This is a genomic window from Microbacterium ginsengisoli (genome assembly GCF_000956535.1).
GTDB classification, from domain to species: Bacteria; Actinomycetota; Actinomycetes; order Actinomycetales; family Microbacteriaceae; genus Microbacterium; species Microbacterium ginsengisoli.
This window is the reverse complement of sequence record NZ_JYIY01000038.1, coordinates 1-11,446: the sequence shown is the minus strand read 5'-3', so window position 1 is coordinate 11,446 and position 11,446 is coordinate 1. Positions and strand designations below refer to the sequence as shown.

Sequence of the window (11,446 nt, the reverse complement as noted above, 5' to 3'; positions counted from 1 at the left end):
CCCCGCCACCCCGCTACCCCCGGGTCGACGGTCCGCCGCGAATTGACACGAGCGGACTCCTCTGAATATACGAGCGCAGGCGGCCCGAGGGAAGGTGCTTACGTAACGATTCGATCGAGTGCCAGGATGCCCCGCAGCGTGGCACGCAGCCACACCCGGTACGACGACATCTCCCACCCGAGCTGGGCGAACTGGAGGTAGGTCTCCGCCGAGGTCGCGACGGTCACCCGGTCCACGAGATCCGCCGGGGTGTCCGGCCTTCCCGTGAGGCCCCGCACGACAGTGAGCACGTTGTCGCGATGGGCGCGGGCCGCGGCATCCATCTGATCCCGGGCCCGGTCATCGGACGCGGACGCCTGCGCCCACACGATCGCGTAATGCGCGAAGTGCGGCACGGCGGCGCACGCGAGGTCGAGGAAGCGCTCGAGGCGCTCACCGGGGTCGGCGATGGCGGACATGTCGAGCTCGGCGAGCGCGCCGCGCAGGTCGGGGGCGCGGCCGAATGCACCGGCCCTCATCACCGCCATCAGGAGATCGAACTTCGACGAGAACCTCTGGAACACGAGATTCTCGGAGACATCCGCCTCGGCGGCGATCGCGGCGATCGTCGTGCCCGGCCAGCCCCACTCGTCGAAGTGGCGCGCCGCGGCTTCGAGGATCCGTCTGCTGCGCTCTTCGGCTGCCTTGCGCCGGCCCGACGAGTCGTAGGCCCGCTTGGTGGCGACCTCACTCATTACTGCTGTCCTTCCGCCCGCGGCGTGGGACCACTCTGCCACGCGCACCCGGGAGGGAGCCGACCGTAGGGTTGCGTCAGGATGCGACGGCCCGCTCGGCGGCCTCGACGACGTTCGTCAGCAGCAGCGCCACGGTCATCGGTCCCACCCCGCCGGGGTTCGGCGAGAGGAAGCCGGCGACCTCCGCGACCTCCGGGGCCACATCGCCGTAGACGATCGACGTGCCGGTCTCGGGATCACGCTCGCGGGTGACGCCGACGTCGAGCACCGCCGCACCCGGCTTCACATGCTCGGCGCGCACGAGGTGGGCGACGCCCGCCGCGGCGACGATGACGTCGGCCTGCCGCAGGTGCGCTCCGAGGTCCCGCGTGCCGGTGTGGGTGAGGGTCACCGTCGCGTTGATCTCGCGGCGGGTGAGCAGTAGACCGATCGACCGGCCGATCGTGACGCCGCGGCCGACGACCGCGACATCCTTGCCGTTCAGGTCGTAGCCGTTGCGCTGCAGCAGCTCGATGACCGCCCGCGGCGTGCACGGGAGGGGGCTGGTGATCGTGCCGTTGACGTTGAGCACGAGTCGGCCGAGGTTGGTCGGATGCAGCCCGTCGGCGTCCTTCGCGGGGTCGATGCGCTCGAGCACCCGCTCGGTGTCGAGGTGCCCGGGGAGCGGGAGCTGCACGATGTAGCCGTGGCACGCCGGGTCGGCGTTGAGCGCGTCGATCGCCGCTTCCACATCGTCCTGCGTGGCGTCGCCCGGCAGTTCGACGTGGAGTGAGGCCATGCCGATCGCCTCCGCCTCGCGGTGCTTCATGCCGACGTAGAGCTGGGAGGCGGGGTCGGCGCCGACGAGCACGGTCGCGATGCCGGGCACCACGCCCTGCGCGGCGAGCGCGGCCACGCGCACCCGCAGCTCGTCCTTGATGGCGGCGGCGGTGGCCCTGCCGTCGAGTCGTTCTGCTGTCACGGGTCGTCCTTTCGTGGCGCGGGGGCCGCAGCCCCCGCGCCCGGAAGCGGATTTACTGCTGCAGGCCGTCGTAGAGCGGGAAGGCCGCGGTGAGGGCAGCGACGCGGGTGCGCAGCGCCTCGAGGTCGGCGCCGGGCACGAGCGCGAGCGCGATGATGTCGGCGACCTCGGCGAACTCGGCGTCGCCGAAGCCGCGGGTCGCGAGCGCCGGGGTGCCGATGCGCAGGCCCGAGGTGACCAGCGGCGGACGCGGGTCGTTGGGCACCGCGTTGCGGTTGACGGTGATGTGGATCTCGTGCAGCAGGTCTTCGGCCTGCTTGCCGTCGAGCTCCGCGTTGCGGAGGTCGACGAGCACGAGGTGCACGTCGGTGCCGCCGGAGCGCACGGTGATGCCGGCGCCGGCGACGTCGGCCTGGCCGAGCCGGTCGGCGATGAGGGCCGCACCGCGCACGGTGCGCTCCTGGCGGTCCTTGAACTCCGGTGTGCCGGCGAGCTTGAACGCGGTGGCCTTCGCGGCGATCACGTGCATGAGCGGCCCGCCCTGCTGGCCGGGGAAGACGGCAGAGTTGATCTTCTTCGCGAGCTCGGCGTCGTTGGTGAGGATGAAGCCCGAGCGGGGGCCGCCGATGGTCTTGTGCACGGTCGAGGAGACGACGTGCGCGTGCGGAACGGGCGAGGGGTGCACGCCCGCGGCGACGAGCCCGGCGAAGTGGGCCATGTCGACCCAGAGGAGAGCGCCGACCTCGTCGGCGATCGCACGGAAGCGCGCGAAGTCGAGGTGGCGGGGGTAGGCGGACCAGCCGGCGATGATGACCTTCGGCTGGTGCTCGACCGCGAGACGGTGCACCTCGTCCATGTCGATGAGCGAGGTCTCCGGGTCGACGCCGTAGGCGACGATGTTGTAGAGGCGGCCCGAGAAGTTGATCTTCATGCCGTGAGTGAGGTGGCCGCCCTGGTCGAGCGAGAGGCCGAGCAACGTGTCGCCGGGGCGGGCGATCGCGTGCAGCACGGCGGCGTTCGCGGTGGCGCCCGAGTGGGGCTGCACGTTGGCGAACTCGGCACCGAAGAGCGCCTTGGCGCGGGCGATCGCCAGCTCCTCGGCGACGTCGACCTCCTCGCAGCCGCCGTAGTAGCGACGTCCGGGGTAGCCCTCGGCGTACTTGTTGGTCAGCACCGAGCCCTGCGACTGCAGCACCGAGACGGGAACGAAGTTCTCGGAGGCGATCATCTCGAGGTAGCCCTGCTGACGCGCGAGCTCTCGGTCGAGCACCTGCGCGATCTCGGGATCGACCTCGGCGAGCGGGGCGTTGAAGTACGAATCGGTCATGGCGATCTCCTGACGACGGTTCGGAAAAAAGGGGTTCCGTATCGGCCCAGGCGTGCGGTCGATAACCGTGTCGGTCGCTCCCCGGTGGTGTCCCACCTCAACGCCAGTCGCGACGGGTCGAGCATATCGGATCGGAGGGTCTGGGCGAGGCATCCGTAGTTTGTTAGGGTTCCTTACATGACGGATGCCGCGCTGCTCCCCCGCCCGCTCGTCACCCGGGTCGCCGGCACCGCGCCGTGGCGCGGCGTCGCGGCGCCCGCGCCGGGCGCCCACGGGGTGGTCGTCACGCGCCACCCGGGGGCCGCGGAGTCGTACCGGCTCCGGGTCGACGAGTCCGGCATCGAGATCTCCGCCGCCGACGACGCGGGCGTGTTCTACGCCGGTCGCACCCTCGCGCAGCTCGCCACCCGCGGCGGCGAGGGCTGGGTCGTGCCCGCCATCGAGGTCGAGGATGCCCCGCGGTTCCGTCACCGCGGGTTCATGCTCGACGTCGCGCGCCACTTCTTCCCGGTCGAGATCGTGACGGCCCTCATCGACCGGCTCAGCGACCTGAAGCTCAACGTGCTGCACCTGCATCTGAGCGACGACCAGGGCTGGCGCCTGGCGATGGCGACGCGGCCCCTCCTCACCGAGCGCGCGAGCGCGACAGCGGCCCTCGGCGATGCGGGCGGCTTCTACACGGCCGACGACTACCGCACGATCGTCGCCCACGCGACCTCTCGGCACATGACCGTCGTGCCCGAGATCGACATGCCCGGACACACCCACGCCGTCTCGCTCGCCTACCCGGACATCGCGTGCGACCCCGTACTGAGCCCGCACATCGACGAGGTCGTCGCCGCCTACGGCGGCGGGGTGCCGACACGCGACGAGCCGTACACCGGGTTCGCGGTGGGCTTCTCGTCGCTGCGCACCGACCTCGAGGAGACGTACGACTTCGTGCGTGACGTCGTCGGCGAGCTCGCCGCGCTGACCCCCGGCCCCTACCTGCACCTCGGCGGCGACGAGGCGCTCGGCACCGACCGCGCCGACTTCGACCGGTTCGTCGCACGCGCCGCCCGGCTCGTGATCGATGCCGGCAAGATCCCGGTCACCTGGCACGAGGCGGGAACAACGCCCGACCTGCCGGAGGGCACCGTCGGGCAGTACTGGGGCTTTCGCACCCCGATCGAGGGGATGGACGAGAAGGCCCGCGGATTCGTGCGACGCGGGGGCCGCGTCATCCTCTCTCCGGCCGACGCGATCTACCTCGACATGAAGCCCGACGCCGACGAGCCGCTCGGCCTCACCTGGGCCGACGGCCCGACGAGCCTCGAACGCTCGTACGACTGGGACCCGGCGGAGGTCGTCCCCGGTGTCGCCGAAGCGGACATCCTCGGGGTCGAGGCCGCGATGTGGACCGAGACGGTGCGCACCGCCGCCGACATCGACCGCCTCATCTGGCCGCGGCTCGCGTCGGCGGCCGAGAAGGCGTGGTCACCGCGCGGCATCGACGCGGCCGACTTCCACGCGCGGGTCGCGCGCATCGCGTGGCGTCCGCTCGGAGGCGTCTCATGACGAGCACGGTGATCCACTCGGCCCGGCTCGTCACGGCGGGAGTCGAGACCGCCGACGCGTGGGTGCGGTTCGAGGGCGCGCAGGTCGCCGCGATCGGCAGCGGCGACGGGTGGGAACCCGCCGACCGGGTGGTCGACGCGACGGATGCCGCCGGCCCCGGTGCCGTGCTCACGCCCGGGTTCCTCGACCTGCACGGGCACGGCGGCGCGGGTCACGCCTACGACGACGGCCCCGACGACGTGCGGGCGGCACGCGCCCTGCACCGTGCGCACGGCACGACCCGGGCGGTGGTCTCGCTCGTGACCGCGCCGCCGCCGCTGCTCGCCCGCCGCGCCGCAATGGTGGCGGAGCTGACCCGCACCGATGCCGACATCCTCGGCTCGCACCTCGAGGGTCCCTTCCTCGCGCCCGCCCGGCGCGGCGCCCACGAAGCGGCCCTCCTCACGCCGCCGACCGCGCATCTGCTCGACGCGTTCCTCGCCGCGGGCGACGACACGATCGTGCAGGTGACGCTCGCCCCCGAACTCCCCGGCGGGCTTGACGCCGTGCGACGCCTCGTGTCAGCGGGGGTCGCGGTCGCCGTCGGACACACCGAGGCCGGGTGGGATGAGGCATCCGCCGCCTTCGACGCCGGCGCGAGCCTCGTCACCCACGCGTTCAACGCCATGCCCGGGCTCGGCCACCGCGCGCCGGGGCCGCTGGGGGCGGCACTCGCCCGCGACGGCGTCACGATCGAGGCGATCGCCGACGGCGTGCACGTGCATCCGGCACTCATCCGCGTGCTGATGGATGCCGCGCCCCGACGCGTCGCGCTCATCACCGACGCGATGGCGGCCGCGGGCTCCGGCGACGGGCGGTACCTGCTCGGCGCGCTCGACGTCGACGTGACCGACGGCGTCGCACGCCTCGCCGAGGACGGCACGATCGCCGGCTCCACCCTCACGCAGGACGCCGCGCTGCGCACCGCTGTCGCCGCGGGCGTCTCCCTTCCCGTCGCGGTCGAGGCCCTCACCGGGGCGCCTGCCCGCGCGATCGCCCGCGACGACCTCGGCGCGCTCGCACCGGGCCGCCTCGCCGATGCTGTGCTGCTCGATGCGCGCCTCACCGTGCGCGGCGTCTGGACGGCGGGCGCGAATCTAGACTTGACGGCGTGAGTTCTCCGACCGACGCGCCGCTTCCCGCGGGCACCCGCCCCGCCCTGACGCCGCTCGACCTGCTGGCGTTCCTGTGCGAGATCATCGCGTTCGTCGTGCTCGCCTTCTGGGGCTTCGCCGCCTGGCCGTTCCCGTGGAACATCGTCGTCGGCATCGGCGCGCCCGTCGTGGCGATCCTGCTGTGGGCGCTCTTCGTCAGCCCCCGCGCGGTGCTGCGGGTGCACCCGTTCGTGCGCGCCGCCGTCGAGCTGCTCGTCTACGTGAGCGCCACGATCGCCTTCTGGTCGATGGGGCTCGCGTGGGTCGGCCTCGGCTACGGCATCGTCGCGGTGACGGTCGGACTCATCGCGGGCCTGCGGCGCCTGGGATGAGCGCGGCCGACGTCGTCGCCCGGCTGCAGCACTCGCTGCCCGGCCGCGTCGACGTGAGTATCGCCGCCCGCGAGGCCGCCCGTGCGGACGGGTCGGGCCACGCGGCATCCGCCCCGCCCCTGTGCGTCGTCGAGGCGCTGTCGGTCGCCGACGTGCAGGAGGTGCTGCGCATCGCGAGCGCCACCGGCACCCCCGTCGTCACCCGCGGCGCCGGCACGGGGCTCGCGGGCGGCGCGAACGCCGGCGGCGGCGAGATCGCCCTGTCGGTGCGCCACATGGACCGTGTGCTCGAGGTGCGGCCCGACGACCTCATCGCCGTCGTCGAGCCGGGCATCGTCAACGCCGACCTCGACGCCCATCTCGCCCCGTACGGCCTGTGGTGGGCGCCCGACCCGGCCTCCCGCGCGATCTCGACCGTGGGCGGCAACATCGCGACCGGCGCCGGCGGCCTGCTGTGCGCGAAGTACGGCGTCGTGCGCGACGCGGTGCTCGGGGTCGACGCGGTACTCGCCGACGGCACCCTGCTGCACCTCGGCCACCGCACCGTGAAGGGCGTCACCGGCTACGACCTCACATCGCTGCTCATCGGGTCGGAGGGAACCCTCGGCGTCATCGTCGGCGCGACCCTGAAGCTGCGCCGTCGCGTGCCCGGCGAGGTCTCGACGATCGCGGCGGTGTTCGCCGACGTGCGCACCGCTGCCGCGGCGTCCGCCGCCGTCACGGCCGCCGGAGTGCAGCCCGCCATCATGGAACTGATGGATGCCGCGAGCCTCGCGGCCGTGCACGACCTGCTCGAGCTCGCGCCGCCGCCCGCGGGCGCCGCGCAGCTGACCATCCAGACCGACGGCCCCGCGGCCGCCGCCGAGGCCGCCGAGGTCGCGCAGATCCTCGCGGCGCACGGCGGCGAGGTCGAGGTGACCACTGACGCCGCCCGCGGCGAGGAGCTGCTGCGCATCCGCCGGTCGATGCACCCCGCGATGGCGCGGCTCGGCACGACCCTCATCGAGGATGTCTCGGTGCCCCGCTCGCAGCTGGCGGCGATGTTCGACGAGATCGCGGCCGTCGAGGCGCGCTACGGACTGCGCATCCCCGCGGTCGCGCATGCCGGTGACGGCAACCTGCACCCCAACTTCATCTTCGACGGACCCGAGGTGCCTCCTGCGGTCTGGGAGGCGGCGGACGCGCTGTTCCAGGCGGCGCTCCGGCTCGGCGGCACCCTCACCGGCGAGCACGGCGTCGGCGTGCTGAAGCGCCGGTGGCTGCGCGACGAGCTCGGCGACGCCCAGTGGCAGCTGCAGCAGCGCGTGCGGCAGGCGTTCGATCCGGCCGGCATCCTCAACCCGGGGAAGGTGTTCGAGCCGGCCCCCGAGATCCGGGTGAGCGCCGGCGTCGTGATCGACGAGCACGGCCGGGCGGTCGTGGTGCGCAAGGCCGGTGCGGTCGTGTTCCAGCAGCCGGGCGGGAAGCCCGAGGCCGGCGAGGACGCCATGACGGCGCTCGTGCGGGAGATCGCGGAGGAGATCGGCGTGCACGTCGACCCGGCGCAGGTCGAGCCGCTCGGCGTGTTCCGCGATCTAGCGGCGAACGAGCCCGGCCACACGGTCGTGGCCGACGCGTTCCGGGTGCGGGTGCGCCATGCCGACGTCGCGCGCGGCGGGGAGATCGAGGAGCTGCGCTGGTTGACCGCGGCGGATGCCGCATCCACCCCGCTCGCGAACCTCAGCCGCAATCACCTGCTGCGACTCGCGTGGGAGTGAGCGGCTCCGGTCACAGACCCTGCCAGGCCGGCTTGTTCGCCCAGGCGTAGCGGTAGTAGTCGGCGTCGCCCAGCGCCGACGCCGCGGCCTCGTCGATCACGACCGTGGCGTGCGGGTGCAGCTGGATCGCCGACCCGGGCACCGAGGCCGACAGCGGTCCCTCGACCGCACCGGCGACCGCCGCCGCCTTGCCCTCGCCGAACGCGAGCAGCACCAGGTGGCGAGCCCGCAGGATCGTGCCGAGTCCCTGCGTGATGCAGTGCATCGGCACGTCGCCCGGCGACGCGAAGAAGCGCGCGTTGTCGCGCCGCGTCTGCGCCGTCAGGGTCTTCACGCGCGTGAGCGAGGCGAACGACGAGCCCGGCTCATTGAAGCCGATGTGCCCGTCGGAGCCGATGCCGAGGATCTGCAGATCCACCCCGCCCGCCTCGGTGATCGCCCGTTCGTAGTCGGCGCCGGCGTGCGCGATGCCCTCGAGCGCCCCGTCGGGCGTGCGCACCCGGTCGGGGTCGAGGCCCAGCGGCTCGACCACCTCGCGCGTGATGACCGCGCGGTACGACTCGGGATGCCCCGGCTCGAGCCCGACGTACTCGTCGAGCGCGAAGCCGCGCACCCGCGACACGTCGAGGTCGGCAACGAGCCGCGCGAGGGCGCGGTAGACCGGCAGCGGCGTGGAACCGGTCGCGAGCCCCAGCACCGCGTCGGGCGTGCGGGCGATGAGGGCGGCGATTTCACGGGCGACGAGCGAGCCCGCGGCATCCGCGTCGGGGAGGATCACGATCTCAGCCATGGGTCATCGCCTTCCGGGTCGCGGCGGCGCCGACGAGCGCCGCACCGAAGGCGGGCGCCGGCGAGGCCGGGGGCAGCAGACGCAGCCGGGCGGGCACGTCGAGGGAACGGAGGAATCCGGATGCCGCGGTGCCCTCGTCGAGCGCCGCCTGCACCGGCACGGTGAGGCGCTCGCGCAGGGCGGTCAGCCCGCCGCCGAGCACGACGGTGTCGACGTCGCACGTCAGCACCAGCAGGCGCACCGCGGCGGCGACGCCGCGCGCGAGGCCGTCGCGCAGCTCGACCGCCCGCGGATCGCCGGCGTCGGCAGCGTCGAACACGTCGCGCACCGGCAGCACGGCCGCGCGCCCCCACCTCTCGGCGATCGCCCCGCCTCCGACGAGGGCCTCGATGCAACCGCGCTGGCCGCACCGGCACGCGGGGCCGCGCGGATCGATGGACACGTGGCCCACCTCGCCCGCCGCCCCCCGTGCACCGCGCCACAGGTCGCCGTCGACGACGATGCCGGCGGCCACCCCCGTGCCGAGGTTCAGGTAGGCCATGCTGCGGTCGAGCCGTTCGATCGCGTAGGCGCCGAGCGCGGCCGCCTTCACGTCGTTCTCGACCCGCACCGGCGTGCCGAGCACAGACGCGACGACGGATGCCACCTCCAGCCGCTCGAGCCCCAGATTGACCGCGTGCGCGACCCGCTCGCCGCGGTCGTCCACCTGGCCCGGAAGCCCGACCCCCACCGAGGCGAACGACGCGACGGCGACGCCGAGCTCGCCGGCGAGGTCGTGCACCGTGTCGACGATCGTGCGAACGACGCCCTCCGGGCCCACTCGCGTCGGGCGGCGCACCCGCACGACCACCTCCCCGGTCGCGTCGTCGACGGCGACGGCGTCGGTCTTCGTACCGCCGACGTCGAGGCCCACCCTCATGAGGCGCCTCCCCCGCGAGGAGGGGCGCTGCGCGGCATCCGGGTCATCCCTTGACCGCCCCCGACACGAGGCCCGCGGCCATGCGCCGCTGTACGATCAGGAAGAACACGATCACGGGGATAGCCATGAGCGTGGAGGCGGCCATCACGACCGACCAGTCGGTCGCCTTCGTGGCCTGCACGAAGCTGCGCAGCCAGATCGGCAGCGTCTGGGATTCGGGGCGGGTCATGATCACGAGCGCGAACACGAACTCGTTCCACGCCTGGATGAACGCGAACACGCCGGTGGCGACGAGACCCGGGGCGAGCAGGGGGAACGTCACCCGCCAGAACGCGCCGGTGCGGCTGCAGCCGTCGATCATCGCCGCCTCCTCGAGGTCGGCAGGGATGCCGGCGACGAACCCCCGCAGGGTCCAGATCGTGAACGGCAGCACGAGCGCGATGTAGACGAGCGACAGCCCGATCATCGTGTTCACGAGGTGCCAGCCGTCGAGCACGCGGAAGGTCGAGATGATCATCGACTCCGCAGGGATCATCTGCACGACGAGCACCGTCACGATGATCGCGGTGCGCCCCCGGAAGCGGAACCGCGACAGCACGATCGCCGCGAGGAAGGCGAAGACGAGGGCGGCGGCGACCGTCACGAGCGTCACGACGACGCTCGTGAGCAGGGCCGCGCCGAAGCCGCTGGAGCCGAGCGCGGTGACGTAGTTCTGCACCGTGAACAGGTCGGGCCACAGGTGCGGGGTGTCGCTCTTGATGGCGGACCCCGGCAGCAGCGAGGTGTTGACCATCCAGTAGACGGGGAAGATCGAGAACGCGATCACGACGACCGCGGCGGCGTTCAACAGCACGCGGGAGGTGCGGCGGCGGGCGAGGGCGCTCACGCGCGGTCCTCCTTGAGCATGGAGCGGATGTAGTACGCCGAGAGGGCGAGCATGATGACGACGAGGATGACGCTGATAGCCCCGCCCGCGCCGAGGTCGCCCGAGGCCATCGAGACGCTGTAGATGTAGACGCCGATCGTGTTGGTGTCGGCGCGCACGCCGCCGACCGTCTGCAGGGCGTAGATCTGCGCGAACACGCGCAGATCCCAGATGATCTGCAGGATCAGCAGCACCGTGAGGATCGAGCGGAGGTAGGGGAAGACCACGAGGCGGAACCGCTGGAGCCCGCCGGCGCCGTCGAGCGCGGCCGCCTCGAGCACCTCATCGGGCACCTGGGTGAGACCGGCGTAGACGGTGAAGGCGACGAAGGGCACGGCGCCCCACGTGATGATGATGGCGGCGACCGTGAAGAAGCTCACCGGGTCGATCAGCCAGCTGTGGCCCGTCCAGTCCTGGCCCGTCACCCGGGTGAGCACCCAGTTCACGAGACCGTACTGGGTGTCGAAGATCCAGCCCCACACGATCGTGGCGGTGAGGGCCGGCATCGCCCAGGCGAGCAGCAGCGCGACCGAGACGGCGGTGCGCATGACCGCGCGCAGCTTCGTCATGAGCACCGCGATCAGCACGCCGAGGATCATGGTGGCGGCCACGCTCACGACGCACAGCACGACGCTGCGGGCGAGCACGGTCCAGAACTCGGGGTCGCTGAGCACTCGCGCGTAGTTCTCGAGGCCGACGAACAGCGGCGGCTTCCCGAAGATCTGCTCGCGCCCGAACTTCTGGAACGACATCACGATCAGCTGCACCAGCGGCCAGCCGATGAACACGGCCAGCATGATGAACGCCGGCAGCAGCAGCACCCACGGGGTGCGGGAACGGCGGCGCCGGACGGGCGGCGCGGAGCGGGCGGAGCCGCCGGACGCGGCATCCGTCACCGTCGGGGCGAGCTGGGTGGTCATCGCGCGCCTCCTCTCGTCGGGGGTCGGGGGG

11 protein-coding genes, 1 pseudogene and 1 riboswitch are annotated in these 11,446 nt (G+C 72.8%); of the genes and pseudogenes, 5 read left to right on the top strand and 7 right to left on the bottom strand.

The annotated features are described in order from the left end of the window. Positions 1–98: 98 nt before the first annotated feature. The 3 genes from RR49_RS15010 to glyA all read right to left on the bottom strand — a co-directional run bounded on the left by RR49_RS15010 (position 99) and on the right by glyA (position 3,022). On the bottom strand, positions 99–734 hold the full coding sequence (locus RR49_RS15010; protein ID WP_048809480.1) for a TetR/AcrR family transcriptional regulator: 636 nt from the start codon (positions 732–734) through the stop codon (positions 99–101). Between the two features lie 76 nt (positions 735–810). Continuing rightward, the gene (locus RR49_RS00850) at positions 811–1,695 is read right to left on the bottom strand and encodes a bifunctional methylenetetrahydrofolate dehydrogenase/methenyltetrahydrofolate cyclohydrolase (protein ID WP_045245877.1); all 885 of its coding nucleotides are present in this window, start codon (positions 1,693–1,695) and stop codon (positions 811–813) included. Between the two features lie 52 nt (positions 1,696–1,747). Further along, a complete protein-coding gene (gene glyA, locus RR49_RS00845; protein WP_045245876.1) occupies positions 1,748–3,022 on the bottom strand; it encodes a serine hydroxymethyltransferase in 1,275 nt (424 codons plus the stop codon). Positions 3,023–3,059: 37 nt separating this feature from the next. Further along, positions 3,060–3,143: riboswitch (ZMP/ZTP riboswitch) on the bottom strand. A gap of 56 nt (positions 3,144–3,199) precedes the next feature. On the opposite strand from glyA, the gene RR49_RS00840 reads away from it, so the two are divergent. The 5 genes and pseudogenes from RR49_RS00840 (at position 3,200) to RR49_RS16040 (ending at position 7,861) form a co-directional block, all read left to right on the top strand. Next, the gene (locus tag RR49_RS00840; RefSeq protein WP_048809479.1) at positions 3,200–4,579 is read left to right on the top strand and encodes a beta-N-acetylhexosaminidase; all 1,380 of its coding nucleotides are present in this window, start codon (positions 3,200–3,202) and stop codon (positions 4,577–4,579) included. Further along, complete coding sequence (gene nagA, locus RR49_RS00835; RefSeq protein ID WP_045245875.1) at positions 4,576–5,733, top strand: N-acetylglucosamine-6-phosphate deacetylase; 1,158 nt, start codon at positions 4,576–4,578, stop codon at positions 5,731–5,733. The genes RR49_RS00840 and nagA overlap by 4 nt, the downstream gene beginning before the upstream one ends. Continuing rightward, positions 5,730–6,104, top strand: a complete 375-nt coding sequence (locus RR49_RS00830) for a YrdB family protein (protein WP_045245874.1) — start codon at positions 5,730–5,732, stop codon at positions 6,102–6,104. Before nagA ends, RR49_RS00830 begins: the two co-directional genes overlap by 4 nt. Beyond that, a pseudogene (locus RR49_RS00825) lies at positions 6,101–7,465 on the top strand (FAD-binding oxidoreductase); the annotation flags it as partial. The gene RR49_RS00830 and the pseudogene RR49_RS00825, both read left to right, overlap by 4 nt. Next, positions 7,454–7,861, top strand: coding sequence for an NUDIX hydrolase (locus RR49_RS16040; RefSeq protein ID WP_245610926.1), 408 nt, complete (start codon positions 7,454–7,456; stop codon positions 7,859–7,861). The pseudogene RR49_RS00825 and the gene RR49_RS16040, both read left to right, overlap by 12 nt. A 10-nt stretch (positions 7,862–7,871) precedes the next feature. Here RR49_RS16040 and RR49_RS00820 read toward each other — a convergent pair whose 3' ends face one another. Genes RR49_RS00820 through RR49_RS00805 form a run of 4 tightly spaced genes read right to left on the bottom strand, consistent with a single transcriptional unit; the run spans position 7,872 to position 11,415 of the window. Then, on the bottom strand, positions 7,872–8,651 hold the full coding sequence (locus RR49_RS00820) for a glucosamine-6-phosphate deaminase (RefSeq protein ID WP_045245873.1): 780 nt from the start codon (positions 8,649–8,651) through the stop codon (positions 7,872–7,874). Continuing rightward, positions 8,644–9,570 carry an ROK family protein gene (locus RR49_RS00815; protein ID WP_045245872.1) on the bottom strand — a complete coding sequence of 309 codons (927 nt, stop codon included), beginning with the start codon at positions 9,568–9,570 and terminating at the stop codon, positions 8,644–8,646. The genes RR49_RS00820 and RR49_RS00815 overlap by 8 nt, the downstream gene beginning before the upstream one ends. Before the next feature lie 43 nt (positions 9,571–9,613). Then, complete coding sequence (locus tag RR49_RS00810; RefSeq protein WP_045245870.1) at positions 9,614–10,456, bottom strand: carbohydrate ABC transporter permease; 843 nt, start codon at positions 10,454–10,456, stop codon at positions 9,614–9,616. Then, a complete protein-coding gene (locus RR49_RS00805) occupies positions 10,453–11,415 on the bottom strand; it encodes a carbohydrate ABC transporter permease (protein ID WP_048809477.1) in 963 nt (320 codons plus the stop codon). The genes RR49_RS00810 and RR49_RS00805 overlap by 4 nt, the downstream gene beginning before the upstream one ends. Positions 11,416–11,446 lie beyond the last annotated feature (31 nt).